Source organism: Paenibacillus sp. FSL K6-4396 (genome assembly GCF_038002525.1).
GTDB classification, from domain to species: Bacteria; Bacillota; Bacilli; order Paenibacillales; family Paenibacillaceae; genus Paenibacillus; species Paenibacillus amylolyticus_B.
Window position 1 is genome coordinate 3,945,557 of sequence record NZ_JBBOCR010000001.1, and the last position, 26,117, is coordinate 3,971,673.

At 48.2% G+C, this 26,117-nt stretch carries 21 protein-coding genes; 4 read left to right on the forward strand and 17 right to left on the reverse strand.

Annotated elements, in window-relative coordinates:
- Nucleotides 1–24 precede the first annotated feature (24 nt).
- Nucleotides 25–1,815, reverse strand: coding sequence for an L-fucose isomerase (locus MHB85_RS17030; protein WP_091019487.1), 1,791 nt, complete (start codon nucleotides 1,813–1,815; stop codon nucleotides 25–27).
- Between the two features lie 416 nt (nucleotides 1,816–2,231).
- Here MHB85_RS17030 and MHB85_RS17035 point away from each other — a divergent pair, with 416 nt between their 5' ends.
- Nucleotides 2,232–3,248 (forward strand): LacI family DNA-binding transcriptional regulator, encoded by a 1,017-nt coding sequence (locus tag MHB85_RS17035; protein WP_192131180.1) that lies wholly within the window; start codon nucleotides 2,232–2,234, stop codon nucleotides 3,246–3,248.
- A gap of 231 nt (nucleotides 3,249–3,479) precedes the next feature.
- Here the strand turns inward: MHB85_RS17035 and MHB85_RS17040 are convergent, their stop codons facing one another.
- Genes MHB85_RS17040 through MHB85_RS17050 form a run of 3 tightly spaced genes read right to left on the reverse strand, consistent with a single transcriptional unit; the run spans nucleotide 3,480 to nucleotide 6,134 of the window.
- A complete protein-coding gene (locus MHB85_RS17040) occupies nucleotides 3,480–4,373 on the reverse strand; it encodes an NAD-dependent epimerase/dehydratase family protein (protein WP_192131178.1) in 894 nt (297 codons plus the stop codon).
- Nucleotides 4,374–4,385: 12 nt separating this feature from the next.
- Nucleotides 4,386–5,123 carry an SAM-dependent methyltransferase gene (locus MHB85_RS17045; RefSeq protein ID WP_192131176.1) on the reverse strand — a complete coding sequence of 246 codons (738 nt, stop codon included), beginning with the start codon at nucleotides 5,121–5,123 and terminating at the stop codon, nucleotides 4,386–4,388.
- 30 nt (nucleotides 5,124–5,153) lie between these two features.
- Complete coding sequence (locus MHB85_RS17050; protein WP_341073296.1) at nucleotides 5,154–6,134, reverse strand: Gfo/Idh/MocA family protein; 981 nt, start codon at nucleotides 6,132–6,134, stop codon at nucleotides 5,154–5,156.
- A 189-nt stretch (nucleotides 6,135–6,323) separates the two neighbouring features.
- Between MHB85_RS17050 and MHB85_RS17055 the strand changes: the two genes are divergently transcribed.
- Together MHB85_RS17055 and MHB85_RS17060 are read left to right on the forward strand one after the other, a co-directional pair.
- Nucleotides 6,324–6,908, forward strand: a complete 585-nt coding sequence (locus tag MHB85_RS17055; RefSeq protein WP_105599056.1) for a bifunctional transcriptional activator/DNA repair enzyme AdaA — start codon at nucleotides 6,324–6,326, stop codon at nucleotides 6,906–6,908.
- A complete protein-coding gene (locus tag MHB85_RS17060; protein ID WP_105599057.1) occupies nucleotides 6,905–7,723 on the forward strand; it encodes an SPL family radical SAM protein in 819 nt (272 codons plus the stop codon). Before MHB85_RS17055 ends, MHB85_RS17060 begins: the two co-directional genes overlap by 4 nt.
- A gap of 167 nt (nucleotides 7,724–7,890) precedes the next feature.
- Here the strand turns inward: MHB85_RS17060 and MHB85_RS17065 are convergent, their stop codons facing one another.
- The 6 genes from MHB85_RS17065 to MHB85_RS17090 all read right to left on the reverse strand — a co-directional run bounded on the left by MHB85_RS17065 (nucleotide 7,891) and on the right by MHB85_RS17090 (nucleotide 14,738).
- On the reverse strand, nucleotides 7,891–8,997 hold the full coding sequence (locus MHB85_RS17065) for a Gfo/Idh/MocA family protein (RefSeq protein ID WP_091019500.1): 1,107 nt from the start codon (nucleotides 8,995–8,997) through the stop codon (nucleotides 7,891–7,893).
- Between the two features lie 96 nt (nucleotides 8,998–9,093).
- On the reverse strand, nucleotides 9,094–9,819 hold the full coding sequence (locus MHB85_RS17070; RefSeq protein ID WP_076217226.1) for a ThuA domain-containing protein: 726 nt from the start codon (nucleotides 9,817–9,819) through the stop codon (nucleotides 9,094–9,096).
- A 71-nt stretch (nucleotides 9,820–9,890) separates the two neighbouring features.
- A complete protein-coding gene (locus MHB85_RS17075) occupies nucleotides 9,891–11,063 on the reverse strand; it encodes a Gfo/Idh/MocA family protein (protein ID WP_091019501.1) in 1,173 nt (390 codons plus the stop codon).
- Between the two features lie 54 nt (nucleotides 11,064–11,117).
- Nucleotides 11,118–12,167 carry a LacI family DNA-binding transcriptional regulator gene (locus MHB85_RS17080; RefSeq protein WP_105599058.1) on the reverse strand — a complete coding sequence of 350 codons (1,050 nt, stop codon included), beginning with the start codon at nucleotides 12,165–12,167 and terminating at the stop codon, nucleotides 11,118–11,120.
- Between the two features lie 279 nt (nucleotides 12,168–12,446).
- Nucleotides 12,447–13,529, reverse strand: coding sequence for a class II fructose-bisphosphatase (gene glpX / locus MHB85_RS17085; RefSeq protein ID WP_091019505.1), 1,083 nt, complete (start codon nucleotides 13,527–13,529; stop codon nucleotides 12,447–12,449).
- Nucleotides 13,530–14,219: 690 nt separating this feature from the next.
- A complete protein-coding gene (locus MHB85_RS17090; RefSeq protein ID WP_105599059.1) occupies nucleotides 14,220–14,738 on the reverse strand; it encodes a GNAT family N-acetyltransferase in 519 nt (172 codons plus the stop codon).
- Between the two features lie 123 nt (nucleotides 14,739–14,861).
- Here MHB85_RS17090 and MHB85_RS17095 point away from each other — a divergent pair, with 123 nt between their 5' ends.
- On the forward strand, nucleotides 14,862–15,452 hold the full coding sequence (locus MHB85_RS17095; protein WP_105599169.1) for a YczE/YyaS/YitT family protein: 591 nt from the start codon (nucleotides 14,862–14,864) through the stop codon (nucleotides 15,450–15,452).
- A 136-nt stretch (nucleotides 15,453–15,588) separates the two neighbouring features.
- On the opposite strand, the gene MHB85_RS17100 is transcribed toward MHB85_RS17095, so the two are convergent.
- From MHB85_RS17100 to MHB85_RS17130, 7 genes are all read right to left on the reverse strand, one after another.
- Nucleotides 15,589–18,168: a glycosyl hydrolase gene (locus MHB85_RS17100; RefSeq protein WP_105599060.1), complete on the reverse strand. Its 2,580-nt coding sequence runs from the start codon at nucleotides 18,166–18,168 to the stop codon at nucleotides 15,589–15,591.
- 382 nt (nucleotides 18,169–18,550) lie between these two features.
- Nucleotides 18,551–19,069, reverse strand: coding sequence for a (2Fe-2S)-binding protein (locus MHB85_RS17105; protein WP_105599061.1), 519 nt, complete (start codon nucleotides 19,067–19,069; stop codon nucleotides 18,551–18,553).
- Nucleotides 19,066–21,537: a molybdopterin cofactor-binding domain-containing protein gene (locus MHB85_RS17110; protein ID WP_105599062.1), complete on the reverse strand. Its 2,472-nt coding sequence runs from the start codon at nucleotides 21,535–21,537 to the stop codon at nucleotides 19,066–19,068. Before MHB85_RS17110 ends, MHB85_RS17105 begins: the two co-directional genes overlap by 4 nt.
- Before the next feature lie 32 nt (nucleotides 21,538–21,569).
- Nucleotides 21,570–22,484 (reverse strand): FAD binding domain-containing protein, encoded by a 915-nt coding sequence (locus tag MHB85_RS17115; RefSeq protein ID WP_181155449.1) that lies wholly within the window; start codon nucleotides 22,482–22,484, stop codon nucleotides 21,570–21,572.
- 272 nt (nucleotides 22,485–22,756) lie between these two features.
- On the reverse strand, nucleotides 22,757–23,416 hold the full coding sequence (locus MHB85_RS17120) for a nucleotidyltransferase family protein (protein WP_181155450.1): 660 nt from the start codon (nucleotides 23,414–23,416) through the stop codon (nucleotides 22,757–22,759).
- Nucleotides 23,388–24,668: an XdhC family protein gene (locus MHB85_RS17125; RefSeq protein WP_341073298.1), complete on the reverse strand. Its 1,281-nt coding sequence runs from the start codon at nucleotides 24,666–24,668 to the stop codon at nucleotides 23,388–23,390. The genes MHB85_RS17120 and MHB85_RS17125 overlap by 29 nt, the downstream gene beginning before the upstream one ends.
- Nucleotides 24,669–24,709: 41 nt before the next feature.
- The gene (locus MHB85_RS17130; protein WP_341073299.1) at nucleotides 24,710–26,032 is read right to left on the reverse strand and encodes a 5'-deoxyadenosine deaminase; all 1,323 of its coding nucleotides are present in this window, start codon (nucleotides 26,030–26,032) and stop codon (nucleotides 24,710–24,712) included.
- Nucleotides 26,033–26,117 lie beyond the last annotated feature (85 nt).

Sequence of the window (26,117 nt, forward strand, 5' to 3'; positions counted from 1 at the left end):
GTTTGACAGGAATGTAACTTTATTTTAGCGATATAACGGGCCAAATACACTGCAAGCACGGTAGTCTGCGCTCTCCGGTTCACTTGTGCCGAATAAGCCCCATGCACGCGGACGGAAAATCTCCGATTCAGGTACATTATGCATATTTACCGGAATGCGCAGCATGGAAGCCAGCGTAATCAGATCAGCACCGATGTGTCCATACGAGATGGAGCCATGGTTAGCGCCCCATTGATTCATGACCTCGTATACGGAAGTAAACGCTCCCGATCCGGTTAGAACAGGTGCAAACCAGGTGGATGGCCAGGTAGGGTCTGTCCGCTGATCCAGCGTATCATGCACATCTTCAGGCAGATCGACCGTGTAACCCTGAGCGATTTGCAGCACTGGTCCCAGTCCTTTGACCAGATTCAGACGTGTCATCGTTACAGGCATGCCACCTTTGGTCAGGAAATCCGCTGAATAGCCGCCCCCGCGGAAATATTCTACGGATGCCGGTCTCCAGGATGTTGCTTTTAGGCAGTCCTGTACTTCCTCATCTGTAATTTCCCAGAATGGCTTGAGCACAGGCTTCCCATCTCTGGACTGTTGTCCGGTGCCATCCAAGGCTGCGGAACCGGAGTTAATCAGATGCAAAATGCCATCCTTCGCGTTTCCTTCCAACTGGTGCCCCGTCACACGCTGTACCGAATCCGGACTCCAATACGTGCGCACATCAGCAAAGATCTGTGCCGTATGTGTCAGCAGCGAACCGAATAACATCGATACCCCATTTAGGCTGTCATTCTCCGTTGCAACCAGATAAGGCGCACGTTTGCCATTCCAGTCAAAGGAAGAATTTAATATCGACTCCAGAAAATCTCCGTTCGGAGAATGATCCGTCCACTGCCGTTGTCCCTGAAAGCCGGATACAATCGCGTGGTGACCCATCGATTCCTCTGTAAAACCAAGCTCTGCCAATCTTGGATTGCCCGCCATCAAGTCACGCACAATTTGGGTCATTTTCACAACGGTCTCCCATTCGTACTCTTTGCGTTTGCGATCCGTTTGCAGATGGGCAGCGTTGTTGTCCGGACCTTCGCTACAATTCTCCTTCACCCAGGCCAGTGCGAGCTTATACTCCTCAGGATCGTAGATTTCTTCTTCAATACGACGAGTGAGCTCGCTCATATCCACATATTCGTTGCGCATGCCCAGATACTCTTGGAAAAATGAATCGTTCACAATCGAACCTGCAATCCCCATGGATACCGATCCAATGGATAGATACGCTTGCCCTTTCAAGGTAGCGGCTGCCAGACCCGCACGGCTGAACCGGAGTAATTTCTCACGCACGTCATCGGGAATGGTTGTATCCCCGCCGTCCTGCACATCCTCTCCATAGATCCCAAAGGCCGGAATCCCCTTCTGTGCATGGGCAGAGAGTACCGCTGCCAGATAGACTGCACCCGGACGTTCAGTCCCGTTAAAACCCCAGATAGCTGTTGGAGTGGATGGTGACATATCCATCGTTTCCGTACCATAACACCAGCACGGTGTCACGGTGATCGTTACGCCCACGTTGGAACGGCTGAATAGTTCTGATGCTGCGGCCGCTTCGGCCACTCCGCCAATACAAGTCTCGGCCACAACACATTCCACCGCGGACCCGTCAGGATAACGCAGTTCGGCTGCAAGCAGCTCGGCAACGGATGTCGCCATCCGCATCGTCTGCTCTTCCAGTGACTCCCGAACACCCTTGCGTCTTCCATCAATCGTGGGACGAATACCAATCTTGGGGAAAGCCTGTTTATAACGATAATCCTGATGTGTCATACTGGAATGTCCTCCTTCAATTCGTTTCATAGAATTATTTGGGTTGAATTGAGAAACCTTCTGTCTGATCCATATGTAGTGATTGGAATGAGATAATGACGGAAATACAACCGATACCCGGGTGGCACGCAAGAGCTGCATACACAGATTATCAAGAGCATTACTTGAAATTGAATGCGTTTACATATTTAAAAAAAATACCAATAAACCATTTCATTAATCAGCCTTGTATGTAGTTCCTCTTTTCAAGAAAATGGAACGTGCATGAGCGAATTCAACGAAATGGTTTATGTAGTAAAGACGTTCAGAACCCTTTAGGGTTATCGGTAACCCTAACATAGCATGAGCCTATCTTGCTGTCAATTGGCATTATCCTATAGAATGGTAAGACTATGTTGCGGAAAGGTTAGATTCTAATGATTACCATTTACGATATTGCCAAAAAAGCCAACGTCTCCGCCATGACGGTCTCCAAAGTCATTAATCATACAGGCCGCATAAGTTCCGCGACACGCGAACGTGTGCAACAGGTGATCGACGAACTGGGTTACATCCCGAACTCCAATGCACGCAGTCTTGTGCTTCAGCGAACCCAGATGCTCTCGCTGCTTATTACGGATATTACCAACCCTTTTTATACAACACTCGCCCGCGGTGCTGAAGATGCAGCCCATCTTCGTGGGTACCGTCTTTTATTCGGCAATAGTGACGAGGATTACCATAAGGAAAAGGACTACGTGGATGCAATTCTGTCAACTCGCGTCGATGGTGTACTCTTTGCCCCTGCAGGAGATCGTTCTCTCACTCATCTGAAACAGTTGCAGGAACGTCACATTCCGTTTGTCTTTCTAGACCGAACCGTCCCTGGCATTACGTCAGATGTCATTGCCGGAGATAGCCGGGAAGGTGCGATTGAACTGATCCGATATCTGGTGCAATTGGGGCACCGGCGCATTGCACTGGTCAATGGTTCTTCAGAGGTTTCTACCGCCAGACTGCGGGAGGAAGGTTATATAGAGGGTATGCGTGAGGTCGGAGTTGATATCGATCCCGAACTTGTGCTTCGAACCGGGTACCGGGATTTCAGCGATGAAGAGGGACTGGATCAACTACTCTCACAACCGGAGAAACCAACAGCCATTTTTGCCGCCAACAACATGCTGGCGATTGGGGTCATCCGGCTTTTGCGCAAACGAGGACTACGTGTGCCAGAAGACATCTCTGTCGTATGCTTCGACGATCTGGATCTGGCTTCTGCTTTTGATCCTTTCCTGACTGTAGCAGCACAGCCAGCATATGACTTTGGGTTTCAGGGTGTACAGATGCTGATTGACCGGATTGAGGGCAAGGCCCCTTCCGAAGCCCAAACCGTCATTCTACCATCAGAACTGCGCATACGGGCTTCAGCTACTGCTCCACGTGAGCAAAAATAGAGTTAAGCACCAGAGTTGACTAAATATTATCGTGTAAATGATTAGTCCCACCTATCTAGATTAGCTCCCGTTCCAATTCGAAAAAATGTACAACATGAACAGGGTGCACCGGAGACTTCACTCTGGTTGCACCCTGTTTGATGTTCATACGTTGGAATGACCCAATTCGTCCGAACCGGTTGGTTCGTCAGATTCATTCAGTTTCATTTTGGTTCCATCCGAGCCGATATTCTACCGCTCCGACTGTAATGCGAGAGCAACCTCACGAACGAGTCCCGGGAACCAGTCCATCAGAGGTTCGAACGTATATCCCGCTTGTTCTGCCTTGGTCGTCACCATCGTCCATGATTCCTCAACGCCGAAGGGTGACATATCTTCTTTCACCGTTTCCATGAGGATCTGGGACTGCATGCCCGTGACCGTCTCGATCAGATGTATCATGGCTGACAGCGTAATTGCACCCTTGGAAGCTGCATTCACTGGACCGGTAATGGACGAATGTCCAAGCCAAGCGAGAAATCTTGCCGCTTCAGTGGAATTGATAAATCCAATCTCCGCATCCGGATTTGGCATGCCGATCGGTTTTCCTTTTTGCACATGTTCAATATGAAAATGGAGTCTTCTCGTATAATCATCAATCCCGAGTACAATGGGAATGCGCATCGCTACAACCGGGAAATCCGCTACTTGGAAAAATACAGCCTCTGCAAGCCGTTTGCCTTCTCCATACGAAAAATCCTCCGCACTCCCATACTGTAATGGATATGTATACGGGTCAAAATCCGTTTCCTTAAATCCAGGTTTGGGATCACCGTACACCGAGAGTGTGGATGTCAGAACGTATCTTTTGGTGCGTCCTGCAAAAGCTTCACATGCCGCTTTCGCCGCATCTGGGGAATAACAGATATTGTCGTACACGACATCCCACATGTCTGTCTGCGCAACCTCTGCCAGAGATTCCGTGTCTTCACGATCCATCTTGATTCGATTTACTTCGGGTCCGAAGTCAACATCCGTTTTACCACGAGTGGCGACTGTGATCTGAGACTTCCCTTCCCACAGCAAGTGATCCACCAGACGTTTACCGAAAAAACGTGTACCCCCAAGTATAAGGACTTTATTCATCCAAAAAACCTCCTATCTTGTTCGTTTATGTTTAACAATGTGAAGCATGGTGTGAGCGTTCCGTTGAAACTCATATGAAGTTGGTTCTTCGGATACCGTGTACCCTCGCTCTTCGAGTATTAATTTTAACTCATCCATGTGTTTGTAACGTTGGCCAGACAGATCCACTGTTGGAAAAATGCGAACCTCTCGTTTGGTCACACGCAGTAGTTCCATCACGGTTGCAACATGAAAATCAACATCCAATCGATCCGCATACGTAAACAGGAAATGGGCGGATAACGTCAGATCGAATTGTTCATCCGCAAAGGGTAGATCCGGGAGCACAGACGCCACATAATGGTCAGGAAACATTCTCATATCTGCGATGCAATCTGTGATGGCACGAGTTCGTTCTTCCTTTAACCCCTGGATTGATCCAAATTGATCCCACACATATATGCTTTGCACCGATTCCATCTGTTTCATCGTATGCTCAATGTCCTGAAATCCCTTTACTTCAAGCTCGTCGATCTCATATTCGTAGGCAATATCCACGGCCATGGGGTCTGCACCCAACTTGCGCGCATGGCTACTGAATGAACACGCTCCACCTGGACAATCCAGAATGGACTTGCCATTAATCTCCTCCACATTCAGGTTGAACATCTTCATATATTCCTCGAAGGTTCTTCCTATGAAAACGATCTGTGTCAGTTCCAAACCAACAGAATCATTGGAGGGTTTGTTGCTCTGCTCATCTCTGCTCATCTCGTCTCAGCTACCTTTCCTGTTTTTGAATCAATCGTTAGGGAACACAAGCCCAATCTGCTTCCGAATCTGATCCATGACCTGCATCGTAACATAGGAGCGTTCATACGTGTTCATGTCAGACTCCTTTTTGCCTTCCTGAACCAGATTCACGAACTCCTCCACTTCATAATACATCGCCGGATGGTTTTGTTCGACTGTGAGCTGCTCCACCGTACCGTCATTGTAACGTATCTCTGCATGTTCCGGTGAGCCAATCTTGTCAATGATGATGCTGCCCAGTTCCCCCATAATTTCGCTTGGTACATGAGAATTGGAGATTTTGGAGTATGTAACAACCGCATCCATCCCATTATAATCCAGTAGCACACTGCCTTGTCCATCCACACCAGATTCCAGCATCATCGCTTGGGATTGAACCCGATTAGGTGCACCGAACAACGTAATCAATGGATAGAGACAATACACACCGAGATCCATTAACGCCCCATTAGCGAGTTCAGGCTTGAACGCGTTCAGGACAATCCCCTCTTTGTACTTGTCGTAACGCGAAGAATACTGAGAGTATCCTGCTACATATTTGCGGACAGGACCGATTTTATACAGGCTCTTCTGCACCATTTTGAACTGGGGGACAAGGGTCGATTTCATCGCTTCCATGAGCAGAACCTCGTGTTCTCGTGCTGTATCGATTATGCTCCGAACTTCGGCACTGTTTGCAGCCAGAGGTTTCTCGCACAATACATGTTTACCGTTTCTCAGAAAAAGCTCAGCCTGCTCTGCATGAACCGTATTTGGTGTGGCAATGTAGACTGCATCAATCACATCACTTGCTGCCAACTCTTCCAGATCGGTGAAGCGGTGTTCAACATCATATTTATCTGCAAATGCATTAGCCTTATCTTCAGTTCTTGAATACACGGCGGTTAACTTGAATCCATCAACCTGTGCTGCGGCTTCGAGAAGCCTTTCTGTAATCCAGTTGGTACCCACTACTCCAAAACGAACCATGCTTACCTACCTCTTTCATCTATAAATTTCATTTGAGATATAAACCACTTCCATCTTGTATATTGTAGCTCATATTTCGTTCAGATTGAAGGAAGGTACTTTATCCCAGATATTGATATCTTGCTTTTTAAGTTGAAACTTCGTCAATCCCTTGGAACTAGGGGTATAATTAGAGATGAGGTGATCACCGTGAAAAGTCCAGATCAAGATCGCATACTGCCCGAATCGATAGATGAAAAATACTGGCATGCCATCATCAACAACGATAATTCTTATGATGGAACGTTCTTTTACGGTGTGCAAACAACGGGTATTTTCTGCCGACCTTCCTGTAAGTCCAGAGCACCCAAAGCTGAAAATGTGCTGATATTTCAACATGTTGAAGAAGCGTTGGCACGAAAGTTCAGACCCTGCAAACGTTGTAAACCAACAGGCGAGCGGGTACCTGATCAGGAGTGGATATACGGGATCACGGATTACATCGAACATCATTACGCCGAACCTCTAACCTTGGATATCCTTGCCACTGTAAGTCATGGCAGTCCTTATCATCTGCATCGTGTGTTCAAGCGGATTACAGGTCGCACACCGGTTCAATATATTCAGGATAAACGAATGACCGAAGCCCGGAAGTTGCTTGAACATACCGGACTTACCGTCACCGATATTGGCCGCCATGTCGGTATACCTAACTCAGCTTATTTCATTACTGTATTTCGCAAACACACAGGTCTCACACCTGCACACTACCGCGAAAGGCATGAGAACTTATGAAAACCAACCTTTCTTACAAAATACCCAAAACGTTACTGAACAAAGGAACAGGCTTCCTTAATGGATATACACATACGTTGAATCCTTACACAGGCTGCGCCTTCGGTTGTTCCTATTGTTATGTCAGACAGATGCCTGTCTCCTTATTTCGCAAAGAGGATTGGGGGAGTTGGGTGGATGTGAAACAGGAGGCCTCCCGAGTGTTCGCCAAAGAATTGAAGCGTGCCCTGGCGAAAGGCAAAGTCACTCTGTTCATGTCATCCAGTACAGACCCGTATCAACCCGCTGAGTACAAGGAGTGTATCACGCGTTCATTGCTTGAAACGATGGTACAGTATCCGCCCGATTTTGTATTGGTCCAAACCCGCAGTCCCCTCGTTACCCGGGATATAGATCTCTTACTACAGTTAGGAGACCGGGTTCGGGTCAGCATGACTGTGGAGACGGATCTGGACGATATGCGCAAGCATTTCAGTCCTTCCGCTCCCCCAATTGCAGGCCGATTACGTGCATTGGAACAGTTGCGGGATGCCGGAATACCGACACAGGTTGCGATTGCTCCCGTATTACCCAGCAGTGAACAGTTTGCTGCCGTCTTACGACCGCTGGTTCGGCGCGTATGTATTGACGATTATTTCATGGGCGATGGTAGCGAGGGTAAGCGCACCCGTCGACTCGGCATGGAGTCGCTCTATCAAGAAGTGGGGATGGAGCACTGGTATCATCCAGAGGCGTATCAGACTGTTGTTCAACGGATGAAAGACTATTTTCCCGAGGATGAAATCTGGATCAGTCAGGCGGGATTTGAGCCATAAATGACTATATAAGTTGAATTAAAGAATATTTACACTGGACACTCCAATGACCGAACAACCTTCCGATCGCTGTTATCTCCAATTTTTCTTAAATTCAATAAAAACAGCCCCTTTCCGTGTTCGAAGGAAAGGGGCTGTTGGTCATGATATAAGCCATGATGGCTATCTTATTTATCCAATGTATACAATGGCAGATCCACCGGCAATGCAGCCGGGCGCTGACACGAGCTTTTCATCTGGTAAAAAGTCTGCTCATCTGATGAATCATGGAATGCCCACATGGCCTCAAGTACGTGGTATGCCAGTTCCCCGCTCGCACGGTGTGCACGTCCACTTTGGGCTGCATAGGCCATATCTGCCACACCGATGCCGCGTGTATTTTCCTGATATCCTGGGAGAAGCGGAACTTCCGTCCATTCATGTTCACCCAGCAAGCGGTAACGAACCGGACCGCCGAAGGTGTTGGGATCAGGTACCTGCAATGTGCCATGCGTGCCGTATATCTCAATCGGTGGCAGTGCACTTCCGCCAAATACGTCAAAGCTCGTAATTAGCGTGCCAATGGCACCCTGCTCAAACTGCAACAGACCCGTAACGTGAGTTGGAATTTCGACGGGAACCACTTGGCCTCTCTTTTTCTCACTCGTAATCGTCCGTTCTTCCATGGCTTTACCTGTCATGCCCGCAATGGACTTGATCGGTCCCATCAGTTGAACCAATGCCGTGAGGTAGTACGGACCCATGTCAAACATTGGCCCACCGCCTGATGCGTAATAAAACTCCGGATCTGGGTGCCAGTGTTCATGACCACGGCTCATCATAAATGCGGTTGCCGCAACCGGCTTGCCGATTACCCCTTCTTCTACCAATTGAAGTGAAGTCTGGATACCTGAACCAAAGAAAGTCTCTGGCGCGCAGCCCACGAGCAATCCTTTACGCTTCGCTGTTTCGAGCACAGCCTGCCCTTCTTCACGGGTAACAGCGAGTGGTTTTTCCACATAGACATGTTTGCCTGATTCAAGCGCCCGCAAGCATACATCCGCATGAACGGAAGGAATCGTCAGGTTGATGATCAGCTCAATCTCAGGATCAGCCAAGATTTCATCCACGCTGTATACGTTTGGCACGTTATAGGCTGCAGCCTGCTCCTCTGCACGTTTCCGATCAAGATCCGCAACAGCAACAAGTTCCAGCACCTCGAACCGGTGACAATTTTCCATATAAATACCGCTGATTTTACCGCAGCCAATAATGCCTACTTTCATTTTTTTCATGCTTGGGGCTCCCTTCGCCGTGGATCAGAAATGGTTTATCCATTGAGGATGAATGGTTGACACTGAAGTTACGTTTACGATCAAACTACAATCTCATTAGTTCTGATTGTCCGCCATACCTGTATACACTTCGGTTGCTGAACTTACTCGACTCTTGGCAAGCTCTTTGCCTGCTGCTGTCCATTTGAATCCACTGCGCATCATTTCAGTCACGGGTTTCATGTCTACAATGTCTGCATGGTGTCCCAGTGAGTTGTAGAATACTCGCCCTGCGCCCCAGCGTTTCGTCCATACAACAGGCATATCTACGGGTCCATTCGCTGCATGCGGACCAGTCACCACGGGGAAACGAGTTGTTGCCAGCACTTCCACTGCCGGGTCTACGTGCAGGTAGTACTGTTCACTTTTTACCTGAAAATCTTCAATATGATCCAGTAACGGGCTAGAGCCACGTTTCATGTTCACCATGTACTCCACACCATCGTTACCTGGATGAGCAACCCATTGTCCACCCGTCATAAACTGCCAGTCTACGTTATTTCGGAAGGCATCACACATCCCGCCATGAAGACCAGCCAAGCCCACACCGCTCTGAACAGCCGCTGATACGTTATTGACCAATTCCTGCTCAATCTGTCCCATCGTCCACAATGGCACGATCAGATCCAGACCCATCAGCTTCTCTGCATCCGCATAAGACTCCAACGTATTCGAGACTTCAACCTCAAACTGCTCTTCCTTCAAAATACGCTCAAAAATCGCTGCTACCTGCTCCGGTTCATGTCCATCCCAGCCGCCCCATACAATCAGTGCTTTACTCATCGTTTATTCACTCGCTTTCAACTAGTTTAGTTGTGCTCAACGCTAATCCTGACTTACTCCGCCTTGCTTACTTACATCTCTTCAAGTGTCACCCAGCGTCGCTCCGTCACCGAACGTTCTACCGCTTCCAGTACAGCCTGACAGGCGACCCCATCGTGGAAACTCGGTGATGGTTGTCGTCCTTCAGAGATCGCAGTTACCAACTCCAGCATTTCATGCGTGAACGTGTGCTCGAATCCAATCGTATGTCCGGCAGGCCACCAGGCTTCGGAGTACTTGTGTGCCGGATCGGTTGCCAGTACACGGCGGAATCCCTGTACGTCCTCTTCATCCTTTGTAAAATATACTTCCAGTTCGTTCATCCGCTCAAAATCAAACCGTACACTGCCGAGACTGCCATTAATCTCAAACGAGTTCGTACTGCGATGCCCCGCTGCAAAACGTGTAGCTTCGAAGCTGCCCAGCGCCCCTCCTGCGAATCGTGCCAGGAACAACGTAGCATCGTCGACGGTCACTTCTCCTTTCGGTGCATCCGCATTCGAACTGCCCTTTGCACTCAGCCCGGTCATCTCTGCTGCAAGTGGTCGTTCTTTGATAAATGTTTCGCTCATGCCGATGACTTCCTGGAATTCACCAACAAGGAAACGAGCCAGATCGATTAAGTGCGCGCCCAGATCCCCATGGGAACCAGAGCCAGCCACTTCTTTTTGCAAACGCCATACCAGCGGGAACGAAGGGTCCATGATCCAGTCCTGCAAGAAAAAAGCACGGAAATGATAGATCTTACCCAGTCGTCCGCTCTCCACCAGATCCTTCGCCAATTGCACCGCTGGTGAGAAACGGTAGTTGAACCCGACCATATGTGCGACTCCGGCCTCCTCTGCTGCCTGAAGCATCTCACGCGAATCCGCGAGGGACAGAGCAAGTGGTTTCTCACAAAACAGATGTTTGCCCTGACGAGCTGCTTCCAACGCAATTTCCTTATGGGCATCACTTGGCGCGTTAATATCAATCAGATCGATATCATCTCGCTTCACCAGTTCACGCCAATCTGTTACACTTTCGGACCAGCCGAACTGATTCGCTGCCTCCTGCACTCCCTGCTCGTTACGTCCACAGATCACAGACATCTCGGGCTGCAGCGGAGCAGACGGGAAAAACATCGGCAGACTGCGATAGGCATTACTGTGGGCCTTCCCCATAAACTTGTATCCAACCATTCCGACACGAAGACGATTTGACATGGTCATTTCCTCCTTTGGAATAATAAAAAGTCTTTCAATTTGTGTACCAATAAACTATTGACGGATAGAAGAAGCACGGATGATCAGTTCGGTAGGCAACAACGCTCTCGCTGATTCGGTTACCGCTACAACAGAGTTATTCGCTTTATGTGTATCACCCACAGACCCATGCATAAGCTTCGATACTGCAAATTCACCCATCTCAAAAAATGGAACCCTGACGCTACTCAGCGGCGGAACCGCCATCTCGGCGGCATCGGAGTCGTCATAACCCACAAATGCCGGAAAATCCGCAGGCCCTATTCCCCGCTCACGCAAACCATGCATGACACCAATGGCCATCCGGTCATTGGCCGCAAATACAGCATCAATCTCATGTAGGCGATCTGCTACAATCGCTGCCGCCTCAATGCCACTTCGTCTACTATAATTCCCCTCAAGCAATAGACTCGGGTCCAGCTCCATACCTGCTTCTTGCAGGCCAAGACGGACACCTTCCATTCGCTCCTGGCTGTTGGAGTAGCTGTCCGGACCATTGAGAAAAGCGACTTTGCGATATCCCTGATCCGTAAGATGACGTATGGCAAGCCTGCTTCCTTCCACATGATCCGCATCCACTTCCGTGAATGATTGGCCCTCAAAATGCTGATTCATGACACAGAACGGGTGTCCTTCCTTGTGAAGCTGCTGCATGGCCGCCAGTTCTTCATGATCGTCTCTGGCACCTAGGATAATGCAAGCGTCCACTTTCTGACGCCGGAACAGATCCGTATAATTCATTACTTCACCGGGTGTCCGGAACATAACCAACAGGTCCATGCCATTGTCTCTGGCTTTGCTTCCAATCCCACTCAGCATTTCCGAGAAAAAATACGCCGAGAACAGATGCGCCTTCGGAACATAAGGTAATACCACGCCAAGGTTCCCGCTTTTACTTCTGGCAAAACTGCGAGCAAGAGCGCTGGGCACATAGCCTAACTGTTCAGAAGCTTCAAGAACCTTGCGGCGTGTCTCTTCTTTAATAGGACCTACCCCATTAAGCACCCGGGAGACCGTTGCCTCGGAAACACCCGCAAGATCAGCCACTTCTTTACGAGATGCCATGATTTCACCCCCTTCTAGCTCACCTATAAATGATGTAATAACTAAAAATCGATATTTATGTACGCGCGTACATTTTCTCATGCCATGTAACCGTTGTCAATGCTTTAAACAAAAAATAACGAGAGCTCGGGTAAATCCAAGCCCTCATTATTATCTTGCCAGAGATGGTACTTTCATTGAATCCGAGCACCCTGTAACCTTAGGGGGTCCAAGTTACTTATCAAACACACTACAACGATTACGGTTGCTGCTATTTGTACAATTAATGGGGAGTGCAGCTCACAATGTCGTTGTAACGCCAAGATCAACGGAGGATTGACTAAACTCAGCCTGCTCCATCGTTTTCACAAGATTCGGAATGCGGTCCGATGGTTCAGGCGTGGATTGAAGCTGTCTTACTTTGTGCAGCACTTCTTTGTTAGGCAGGAAGTGTTGGGAACGAATGAATCGAATGGTCTTCGTTTTGGCACGCATGACAATCGAATCCGTCTCAGCCCGATCATCCGCAAGATACCGTACCCCTCCCAGAATCTCACCTGGCGTCACACCTGTTGCAGCAAAAATGACATCCTCTGTGCCGATCATATCCTGCATCGTTAACACTTTGTAAGGATTATCAATTCCCATCTGCAAGCAACGTTGGAATTCGTCTGCGTTGGCAGGCATCAGACGACCTTGAATCTCACCCCCAAGGCAAGATAGCGCTGCAGCAGCCAGCACACCTTCTGGCGCTCCTCCAGATCCGACATAGAGATCGATACCCGCCTCCGGGAAGGCCGGTGCCATCGCCCCAGCAACATCACCGTCACTGAGGAACTTGATCCGTACACCGACCTTGCGTAGAGTCTTAATTGTGCTCTCATGGCGCACACGATCCAGAATCATCACTGTCAGATCCGAGATGTTTTTGTTCAATGCGGCAGCGGCTTTCTCCAGTGTGACTTCAACCGGGTCTTCAATGCTTACCTTGCCTACAAGCGCAGGCCCTACCGCAAGTTTCTCCATATACATGTCCGGTGCGTGGAGCAGGTTACCTTTTCCCGCCACTGCAATAACCGATAGAGCGTTGTTTAGTCCTTTGGCCACGATTTCTGTACCTTCGAGCGGGTCTACAGCCACGTCAACCTCAGGCCCCTCAGCGTTGCCCACTTCCTCGCCGATGTACAACATGGGGGCTTCATCCATTTCTCCTTCACCGATTACCACCGTGCCGCGAATGGACACGGAATCGAACATGGCGCGCATGGCCAAAGTAGCCGCTTCATCTGCACTGTTCTTGTCGCCTCGTCCCATCCAGGGTGCTGAAGCTAACGCAGCCAATTCTGTTACTCTGACAATTTCCAACGCCAGTTCGCGTTCCATTTTTCCCACTTCCTTTCCAATTTCCAAAAGCATAACGTGAAAGCGGTACTAAATCCATCGCAAATCCATATGAAATTGATCTATAAAAGGCGTAGTAGCGCCTTTCGAACGATTCATACCTTATTTATCCAATTAATATTTTGATTGATTCTGCTCCTTTTTTCGGCTGGTTTTAAGAGTCCAATCCTCCTGATTTCTTACTTGAAATATTAATTTTATTTTCCATTTTCCGCTCGAAAACTAAATAATTCAACATGGTGGATTAACACGTCCGTTTCACGTGCAAAAAGTTCTTTTAACATGAGGTATATACAACTTATATTCTGATTATTAAGACTTAACCTTATCTAACAGACTACAAACGAAAACGATTTTCGGCTGACTGTCCAAACGTAGAATTAAACTAATAAATTATATTGACGATCCTTGAGATCAGCCTATTACCTTCACGATTATTGAGCAAAATTATACTGCCAGTTATGTATTAATCAGGCCTTTAACTTTTACTAAAGCCATAGATGCAGCTTATGAAGGTCATCGAAAATAATAAGTTTACATAATATTTATTATGTATTAATATTCGTCAATTTCTTCATTTTATGATTCAACGGTTCTGGCAAAACATAAAAAAGCCCGAAAGAATTCTGCTCAATAGCATTTTTCTCCCAAGCTTTTCCCTCGATGATCCAGTTACAGTAGCGTTTTGGTCATTATCAAATCAATCTGTTCCTCATCTCCCATGTAAAAAGCATGGGCTCCTGTCTGTACAAACCCCATCTTTTCATAAAAGGCGATAGCATTTTCATTTTTCTCCCACACACCTAACCAAATATTTGTTTTGTGATGTTCTTTTGCCATCGCTATGGCTTTATGGAGCAGCACTTTACCAAGGCCATGTTTTTGGAACTCTTTTTTGATGTACACCCGCTCGATCTCAAGGGATTCCACGCTCATCTTCTCAGACTGCGCATCATTGATATTCACCTTCATGTACCCAGCAACTTGATTGTTGACATAAATAAAAAGAAATTGCGAATCCGCCATGGACAGTTCCGTTTCCAATTGCTCCCGATTAAACGCCTTTTCCAGATAAGCTTTCATATTTTCGGGTGAATTTTGCGCTTTAAACGTTTCATTAAACGTCTCATAACTAATCTCCTGCAGTTCACATACATGTTCAATGGTACATCTCTCTATACGAATCGTCATCTATATTCACATTCCTTTAACAAGTTAATCGTTTGTTGCAAATGCAATAAAAAAGGGTTACATTGAATTTAGCTCAATTTTGTTGTATTTGCAACATAATATTAAAAAAGAGGTTGAATGAATTTGAAATATGTACTTTTTGTCGCAGGTATTCTCATCTTAACACTTGGCATTTCCCTTACCATCCAATCTGAATTGGGTACCTCACCGTTTGATGCACTTCTGGTAGGGCTGTCACATCATATAGGGCTAAGTGTAGGTAGCTGGGAGGTCATCATTGCTTTCCTATTAATTGGATGTAATTCGCTTTTGCAGCAGCAAAAACCCGAGTTTTTGGGACTCGTCACCGCATTCATTACTGGTGTCGGGATTGATATCTGGCTTTATGTATCTGATTCCTTGATCACACCCGAAGTTTGGTACAGCAAATTAATGACTTTTGTCATTGGTTTAGTGATCATAAGTATCGGCACGGCAATTTATTTACAGACCAATTTTGCACCCATTCCGATTGACCGCTTAACATTAATTTTGCGCGAAATCACGCGAACCCCCTTATTTGTATCGAGAACATTGATTTACTTTGTATTTTTGATGCTGGCATTCCTTTTTGGTGGACCGATCGGGCTTGGTACATTATTAACTGTGTGTTGCGCAGGTCTGCTTCTTCAGTTCATCATGGGCCATACGAAAAAGATAATAGATCGCATATGAACAGACATGGATACATCGTCACGTTCTAGAAGTGATAAAGAACATTCCGTCTAATCGGTGTACACCTTCTACACCATAAAAAGGCTGAATCAGAGGTTCAACCCCTGATCCAGCCCATTAAACGTGCTACCTACCTTTACGGCTCAATTCCCCATACCAGCTGACCGTTCACATACCCGGTGACCTTATCATGGTTTGCGAACTGACTACCAGATGCCTTAAACGAGTAATCATTAGTCTGTGTGTAATTCGTCCAATTGTTTTTGGAAAAGCGAGTTTGAACCTCTGCGCTCTGGCCCGCATTCAGTGATCCCGCTGCACTTGTAAAGCCCACTTCAAGATAATGATCCGCTCCGGCAACTGGAGTCGCCAGTTTAACGAATTGGCTCGTTACATTTGTGCTGCCCATACTGGCCCAGTCGGACCAGAAACTCTGAGCTTCCTCCCCGTCAATTGTATAGTAATACCGGAGTTTTACATCACTTAACGGAATAGCCGAATTGCCTGAGTTGACCAATTTGAATTTGGGTGAAATTCCGTTGGTGGATGCAATTGTATTGCCGTTAAAAGCTTGAATCGTCAAATCCCCTGCTGGGACAGTAACGGTGCTATCTATGACGTTCACCGTTAGCACAGCGTCATTTCCTCCATTGAAGTGAAGGGTCAATACGTTCTGGCCCAGCGGAAGCGTGGCAAGATAGGATTTGTTCAGAACAACAGCAGAGCTGGATGCTGTATAATTCTGACCCGCTACAAGCGTAGCATTCCCCTTCGTGATGCTTGTGAGCTGACGGCCGTTTAAGGTGAGAGATACGGAAATATCCTGTGCGGGATTCGTCGCTTTATCAAATGTTGCATTCACAGGAGAAATCACAGCATTTGTACCCGGTGTTGAATCCACAATTTTGACTTTTAACACAGGGTCCTGACCTTGAATAAAATCCAGAACAATCGAATGCTCACCAACTGGCAGGGTTGCCAGATAAGCTTTTTTCAGCAGCAATGTGCTTCCGTTCAAGGTATAGTCTGTCGTTGCGGTCAACGCATTGTTGCCTGCCCGGAGAGCAGTTAGCGTATTGCCGTTTGCATTCACGGTTACGGTTTTATCGCTTTGATTGGGTGTGTATTTGTCAAATTCAACGTTTCCAGGTGTGATGGATGCACTGGGGTTGGGATTGTTAACCTTTAGATTTGGCAGCTCATCCAACGTAATGACATAATCACTTTGATAAAGCGTTTTCAGTGTTGCCGGGTAATTAAATGCAGAACTCATCAGATGCTCGCCATACCAAGGACAGAAGTACAGCCATCCTGACTTCTCCTCTGTCAGATTTTTCACGCTTGGAATCGTGTCGTTCTCCGTCATCGCTACCATTTTTGTACCGCCCGTCAACTCAACAAGCTTATAGAAAATCGAGGTAATCGCATCCTCATTGGGCACGCCCGACAAACCGTCATAACGGTTGTAGATCGTATTGTATTTGTCGTATCCGACAAGATCTACCTGGTCATCACCCGGATACCAAGCCGGAGAAGTACTATATACATAGCTGTTGTAGGTCCAGATCAGATTGTGCAAGCCATACGTCTCGGTCAGTTCGGTATAGAGCAGATTCCATAGCTGTTTGTATACGTCTGCGCCTGCCGAAGCCCACCAGAACCATGCGCCTTCCCCGTTCAGCCCGCCGTTGCCTTCTGCTTCATGATACGGACGGAAAAGCACTGGCACATCGTTATCTTGCAAAATCAGCAATTGTTCGGCCAGATCCTCGATGGTCATCATCACGTACTGATACTCTTTCGTACCGGGAATTACCGCATTTGCTGTATTAAAATTCGTTTCGGTTGGCTTGTACGTAGCTTCTTTCCAATCCACAAAGTCCCCAAGCTCATACGTATTGAAATTACGAGGCACATTGATATGCCAGGAAGCTGTTGCAATACCTTCACGGTTATTCACCCAATCAATCATGCGATCGGTTGTGCCGTCCTCCCAACCATACAACGGATTATAGTTCATCAGATCAAAGCCACGGATAGCCGGATACTTTCCGGTCAAATCATGAATCCACTCGAATTCAAGCCCTGTATCTCCGTCATTCCCTCCTCCGTAGATCTCTTGCTGACCAGAAATAATGTTGTTTCCGTATACCTCCGTTAAATAATTCATCAAAATTTGAGTTTCCGGTGTAGCTTCAGGATCAGTGAGAACTGGCTGCACATTCAGGGGATCCAGATCAGCATGATCCACTGTAAAAGTATCAAAATACGCGAAGCCCCAGCCAGCCTTCAGCTCAATCGTATTGACACCCTGATTCAGCTTGTGAAAGCCAAAATCGAAGTCTGACCATGTTGTCGTGTAAGGCAGCATGTACGCACCTTTCGTAACACCATTCACAATTAAATTTTGTGACCTGCCATCTGCACTGAGCTCCTGCATATATCGTGTGGAGATTGCGTACATGCCGGTTTCCGGGACAGTAACTGTGAAGGTTAATGTGCCAGAGTTCTGCATCCAGACAAATCCGGCCCCTGAGAATCCGGGCTTGGGTTGTCCATAGATTGAAGTAACCACTTGAAGATCCGGGGTGAGCTGCGCATTTTCGCTTTCGATGGTGAACAATGGTGTGTCTGCATGAACGGGCGCTGTCATTAATCCAAGCAGTAGGACCAATGCCAGCATCATTGCGGTTGCCTTTTTGAGCAAATTTTTCATCAATTCCATCTTCCTTCCCAAGTGAAATATGATAATGAAATGTCAATGAACCCATTCATGATGGCGCTTTCATTGTAAACATAGCATGCACATCAATATTTGTAAATATATGGTGAATACGAATGTTGGTAATTCTTTTGTACCAGTACTTTGAGTGATATTTTTTCTTCATTCAACCCAAATTGATAAAAATCGAAAACGATTCATTATCTAACCAGAATCGGGCCTAAACCTCATCTCCCGTTATATGATTTCACTTGGGAAAACCTAAAAAACAAAAAAAGCATTCCTGGATCGAATGCTTTTTCAAAGAATGATTCTTCAATTCTCCTTGTTCTTGTTTTTATGCCTACGTCCTACGTCCTACGTCCTGCGCACCAACTCAACTAACGGTTTCCTGGGCAGACGTCTCCTTTGTCGCACAGCGTTCCCCTGCCTTGCGTACCGCCCGAATAATGCCACCATAGCCGGTACAACGACACAGATTCCCGCACAATCCCGTTTCAATCTGTTCTTGAGAAGGCTCAGGATGTGCATCCAGTAATGCCTTGGTTGAGATCACCATGCCCGGAGTGCAGTAGCCGCACTGGAAGCCACCTTCCTCCACAAAAGCCTGTTGAATCGGATGCAGAGTGCCTTTCTCATCCCCTTGCAGACCTTCAATCGTCATAATGTCACTTCCCTCACATTGATAAGCCATGATAAGACAGGAGTTCACAGGCTCTCCATCCATCAGAACCATACATGCGCCGCATCGACCGACTTCGCAGGATACTTTGGTACCCGTTAGTTGCAAATGAGTCCGTAGCACATCGACAAGCCGGGTCGTTTGCGCGATCTCCAGATGTTTCTGTTCGCCGTTCACAACGGCTGTCCAGTGACTCTCAAGTGGTTTACTCATGACGGGCTCACTCCTTCCTGCAAAGGTACATTTAAAGGTCTGACCAGTTGTTCCCTCGGTACAGGAAGACGGTTAACCCATACGCCTGTCGCCTGATGTATTGCGGCAGTAATGGCTGGCGCAAGCGCTACGGAACCAATCTCACCGATCCCCCTCGGTCCAAACGCATCACCTTCGGGTAAGTCTTCAATAGCTTCAACCTCCAGATTGGTATGAATATCCTGAATGGTTGGGATCATATACGTGTCAAGATTAGTGGTTACATAACGGCTGTCCTGCATGACCGCATCCTCGGTCAACGTGAATCCCAGCGCCATGACACTGCCGCCTTCAATCTGTCCGATATAGCCCATAGGGTTGATAACTGGACCTGCCGCAACAACATGGCGCGTATCCAGCAGCTTGGTTTCTCCGGTCAATGTATTTACTTCCACCTCTGCCGCAACCGCTGCATACGTATACAAATAATGCCCGCCTACCACGTTGTCTGGCGTAGTTGGGTAATCAAACTTTGTATCGAAAATCCATTCATCGGCTTCGCCCTGCGTTGCGAGTTCAGCATACGAAACCACAAAGCCTGATGAGACACTCTCTTTCACCAGGTGTTGAGATAAACCTAAATAACTTTCAGCAGTTTGATCACTTTCATTCCCTATAGCAGACGTTTGTTTTACGCCTTCCAGGGCCAATGTTACTTCCTTCTCACTCTTTCCTGTCCCTTGCACATCTGTTTCTACTTCTGAAGTTTCGGCAGGAAGCTGGCCTTTGCGCCATATTCCCCCAGGCCCTGTCACCAGTTCATCTGCCGGAACGCCGGACATTTCAGACGCGACATCGAGAACACGGGAACGAAATGGAATCTGCAAGCGTTGAAGAGCCATCCATGCCATCGTTGTTGAACGTGAAGCTGTGCTTGATCCGCTGTGTGGCACACGATCCGTATCTCCAATGATGATACTGAGATCCGATGTACTGCATTGGAATAGATCACATAACATAATTTCCAGCGTTGCAACGAGCCCCTGACCAAATTCCTCGTAGCTGAACGCCACCTCAATCTTGCCTTCGTTATTCAGGGACAGACGGCCTCCTGCAGGATCTGGAATGCCATAACCCAGCCCTGCACCGTGCATGGCGATGGCCGCTCCGACACCTCGTTTGATCCACGGCGGCAGAGTAGGATCTGCGGGGGAACTCTGATGTTTTTGCCACAGTTCGGAGCGATCCAATGCCTCCCATACTTGGGACAGTCCATCCGTGACCAGAATGCGTTGATTCAGCGGTCCAGGATCATTTTTTTCCCTCATATTACGCCTGCGGAACTCCCAAGGGTCCATGTTCATGATTGCTGCAAGCCGATCCATCTGGCCTTCCATGGCAAAAATCGCCTGGTTCCCACCAAATCCGCGAAACTCACCCGACAATCCATTATTCGTATACACAGACACACCTTCCACATCCACATTCGGAATGGCGTATGGTCCAAGGCAATGTTCGGTACAGAAGTTCAGCACGGGTGCACCCAGGGTGGCATACGCTCCCGTATCTGCTGTAATACGGACACGATGCGCTTGTATGATACCTTCTCGACTCATACCGGTCTGCATTTCAATCTTCATTGGGTGCCGTTTCAGCCCTGCACGCACGGATTCTTTACGTGAATTATGCATTTTCACAGGACGTCCGCATCTCAAGGCCAGCAGTGCACCATAAGGCTGTACGTTGAGTTCATCTTTTCCGCCAAATGAACCACCAATCGGTGAAGACACCACGCGAATATCTTCTTCAGGACAGCCAATAATGCGCGCAAGCTGCATCCGATCCTTATAACCGTGTTGCGTTGCCGCAAATACATTCAGCCTACCCTCTTCATCCGGGACAAACAGGCCACCTTCTGTCTCCATGTACGCATGCATCTGGCGAGGCGTATAATACGTCTCTGTCACGATATGATCACACGTGGCAAAAGCTTGCTCGGCGTCTCCACGTTTGATCTCCGTCCGATGCAGCACATTACCTGGACCATGCTCATGCAGCTCTGGTGCGCCGGGAGCCAATGCAGCGTCTGTGCTATTCAGCGGAGTGAATTCCTCATACTCTACGCGAATCGCATCCAGCGCAAGTGCCGCACGTTCCGGGGAATCCGCAGCAACCGCTACAATGGCATCCCCAACATAACGGACAATATCCTCGCAGAACACGGGCTGATCCGGGGTTGCTATGCCAAAACGATTCAGACCAGGTACATCTTTGGAGGTCAGAACCGCATAGACACCTTCCAACGCCTCAGCTTCCGAAGTATCTATAGACAATATGCGAGCATACGGATATTCGCTTCGCAATACTCTGCCATGAATCATGTCAGGTAGCGTCATATCCGTCAGATATTGAAGCTGACCTGTTACTTTGGGTGCCCCATCTGGCCGCAGGTGCCAGCGTTTCCCGCTCTGTTTCCGATTCAGCAGCATAATCCTCTCCCCCTTTGCTTGATCCCTTTTATCTATACGTGAAGTGCCTCCCATAGCCCGGCGCCCAGCAGGTTGCCTGCGGTCTGTTTACGATAATGTTCCGTTGCAAATGCATCGCCATAAGTCGTAAATTCGTCAGTCACAGCTGTTGTAAGAGTCGCCGCTTGCATGACAGAAGCTTCGCTGTTAAGAAGCTGTTGTTCTGACTCCAGAAGTCTCATTGCCATGCCTGAGCCCCCGCCTGCAGCAATCGCAATCTTAGTCCAGCGATGATCCGAATCAATTTCACCGTATAACGCAACCGTCACCAGCGATGCACTGAACGTCTCCCGTCGACCCAACTTGCGGTAAAAGGAAACTTCTCGTGCAGCAGGCTTGTGCCCACTGTCCACATCAAGCAGAGAGGACGGTCTCATCGGGATATGAATCGAGATTAATACGTCCCCTGGGTTACGCCTGCCATCCGGTCCACCCTGAAGCCAGGAAGACACACTGCGGATTTCAATTCCGCTATCCGTCAACCAGTGCAGCTCCGCATCATATACAAGCAAAGCAGTCAGTGTATCCCCTACTCCGGACACAATATTCCCGCCAATGGTTGCCACATTACGAATGGAAGGGGCAGCAATTCCATTCACCGCTTCTTGCAGGATCGGCAGTTGATACAGCAACCCTTGTGAAGCACATTCCTTTAATCGGGTCATTGCGCCAATGACGATCTCATCTCCACGATTAGATATCCCTCTCATTTCAGGAACACGAGCCAGGCTTATCATGTGTTCAGGTGCAGGAATCAAGCCTCCTTCCCACTGGGTTCGCAGCAATGTTCCGCCTGCCGTGAAACAACATATCCCCTTGAGTCTACTTCTTAACGTTTGGAGTTCTTGCAGGTTCTCAGGCTGCCATACCGATGGCAATGCTCCAGAACCGTATGCCGGTGTTACCATCGCCGCATCCCCTTTCTCTCTCTTCCATGGGCAGGACATTCAACCGTCTGATCCAGATAATTCTTCAAATCATATGAGAGTTAAGCAGCAACGTCAATTACCTTCACATCGTTTTGGATAAATGTATAAAACCTGTGTTCTATTTGTGCTTGATGCATTATGATCTATCAAAAGCTAACATGAAGTTTCTTTCACCACACGTGAAAAAAAGACAAACAGGCCAACCAGACTGCCTGGCTGACCTCATCATGTAATTAAATTATACATAGTCATTAATCTTCTCCTGTTATATAGTCTGCCTGCCCCGATTCATATACATGATTCAAAATGCGTTCCAATTCCGGTTCTGTATCCGCGTCCCAGAAACTCGTCTCAGACAGTGGTACATGTACTCCTGAATAATTAGCGCTGCGCATAATCTTGCGTGCCCCCTCATCTCCATGCAGAGACAACAGAGGACCGAACATATGGGAGCGAAAAGCAACGGGCGGCTTGCCACCCTCACCGTCGGTAGCTGCCACATAGTCACACAATTTGTGAGTCGCCAGTGCTGTAGTCACCCGATTAATATCCTTCGCTTTTAATAGAGGCTGATCACCCAGCAACATGAGAATGCCCTCCGGTTTGTACTCCATGGCCGACAACACGCCAGAATGAAGAGAATTCGCCATGCCGCAGGCATAGTCTGCACAGACAACAATTCGAAGTCTCGCTGTGGGATGATAGGCATAAGTGGCAGAATCAATCCATTTTACAGGCAGCCATGCCAACGAATCTTCCGGTTTGACCACACAGACCACTTGATCCAGCTCCGAATTCAGCGCAGCTTCCAGTGACCATGCAGCCAGTGACCTCCCGTCTGGCATGACAACCGAGAGTTTATCCCGACCAAGGCGACAACTCTTACCTGCTGCCAGAACTATGCCCGTCATTCGCATGTGCAACGCTTCCCTTCTGCCCCACCTCGGAACTCAAGGAAGAAACCTTATGTTTACATGCGATCAATTCCGCTGCAATGCTGATGGCGATCTGTTCGGGACCGTCCGCCCCGATGCTCAAACCAACGGGAGAATGTACATATTTCAACGGTGGTAAACCATCCAGCAGACGGGCTGTTCGTGTTTTGGAACCCATGATCCCAAGATACGCATACTCACAGTCCACTAACATCTCCAACAGTTCACGTTCGCGGGGGAAATTGTGACTCATCAATATCAAATAATCCCCTTTGGTTACCTTTAACAGAGGCATGATCTCACGCGGGAAACCCAATACGAGTTCAGCTTCAGGGAATCGTTCCGAGGTGCATAAGGACTCTCGCCAATCGGCTACGACAACACGGAATCCTGCGGATCGGGCGAGTCTGGCAACAGGAATAACATCATTCCCGGCTCCGATGATTATCAACCGAGGTGTAGGTGTGTACAGTGAAGTGAGTTGCAGCGGGAGGTCCCAGGGATTCGTTGAAACCGTGTTGTTGGTCGCTATTTCAGCGTCCGCCTCAGAGATATGTTGTGAATTAACGGATAGATGGGAAGAGTGAGATCCGTTTGACGTAGCAGGTATCACTTCAGGCACAAGCGTAAGGCGAGGTATGTCGGGAGAATGTTGTGTTGATGTTGTATGTTCATACTTGGTATTTCCACTGCTGTGCTGCATATCAACCTGCAATGGCGATCGATTATGATTCGCTACGCGATCATGAGGAGGGACGAGCGAAGGACGCAAGACCGGATGCCCCTTTTCCGTAGGCTCAACTCGTTTCCAGCCATATTGAACCCTTGTGTAATCATCATGGAATGTTCGGATTAACGTTGTTGCAGCGCCGGATTGCAAACACTCATGCATCTTCTGCAACGTAGATCGGAGTTCACCACACACAGGTTCAAGCAGCACAACAACGAGCCCGCCGCAGCCAATTGTCTCCCCCCAGGACAGATCATCCTCGGGACGCATGTCGTATTCCACGAACTCCATCTGGTTTGTATCCAGCACATGGCTCACCCGGGCCTGAAGATCACTCTCCAGGCATCCCGGACTGATACTGCCAACCATTTGGCCTTCCTCGGTCAACAGCATAGAGACTCCCTGCTTACGGTAAGCATGACCCTCTACCTTGATCGCTGTTGCGAGTACACAGCGCATTTCACGGGCTGAGATTGCACACAGATCATGCATTTCCATATCGGTCTCCATCCTTTCTGAATTGCATACGTTTCCTTCGATCAGATGCGCTTCATCAATCTCGCAATGCTTTTATCCGACTCACGCAGCACAATACCACGATCAATTGTCTGAATCTTGCGATTCTTTAGTACAATGCTGCCATCGATAATTACGGTGTCCACACAACTACGTGTTGCGGAATAGACCACGCGTGAATAGACATCCGTCTCATAAGAAGGGTACGTGTGAAAATCATCCAGATCCAGCAGTAACATATCTGCCTTTTTGCCCACTTCGAGACTGCCAATTTCCTTCGACAAGCCGAGCACCTCCGCACCACCCATGGTAGCCATGCGCAATACGGTCCGGGCATCCATCACCGTTGGACCATGAGGAATCTTCTGCATCAGCGCTGTGAGGCGCATCTCCTGAAACATATCCAGATTGTTGTTACACGCCGCACCATCAGCCCCGATCCCAACCGCGATCTGACGATTCAGCAGATCCGGAATATCCGCTACTCCGGAGGAAAGCTTCATATTCGATCCAGGACAGTGAGTGACTTTGACTCCGCGCTTGCGGATGATCTCTTTCTCTTCCTCACTCAGCCATACACAGTGGGCCAGCACCAATCTTGGGGTAGCCAGACCAATATGATCGAGGTATACGATGTTACGCATTCCGCGTTCGTGTTCTACCAGTTCGATCTCTCCGCGATTCTCGGAGGCATGGGTGTGGACTTTGACATGATATTTATTGGACAGGTCGCGGACCTCTATCAGCAATTCTTCGGTACACGATACAACAAAGCGTGGACAGAACGCATATTGAATGCGACCTCCGCCAAACCCGTTCCATTTCTCCAGCAGATCCACACTCTGTTGCAGCGAAGTTGCTGTATTCTCACGCAGAGGTTCCGGAACCTCGTCTCCATGATCCATCATCACCTTGCCGGAGATGACCCGGATGCCGCTCTGTGCCATCGCCTGAAACGCCGAGTCCGTGTGATGTACCGTCTCCATATCCAGAATCGTCGTGGTTCCGCTGGAGATCAATTCGCCAAGTCCGAGCATTGCTGAATAATACACGGACTCCTCATCATGCGCTGCTTCCAGCGGCCAGATCCGTTGACGGAGCCAATCCATCAGTTCCAGATCGTCCGCACGTCCACGGAACAAGGTTTGACACAGATGAATATGCGTCTGGATGAAGCCCGGTAGCAGCACTTTGCCGCGAACATCAATGACCTGGTCAGCCTGAACATCGATATGCGTTGCAATCTCCTTGATTTTGTTATCCTCGATCAATAGATCTCCAATGAACACTTCTTCCTCTGCATTCATCGTCACAAGCTGTGCGCCTTTCAGCAGGATCGTTCCCATGCCAATCTCCCCTATCTGTGTCTGTCTATATCGTTCAACTCGCTGTTATCGTGTAGTTATCCAGTTGAAATTACAACTGTTCATG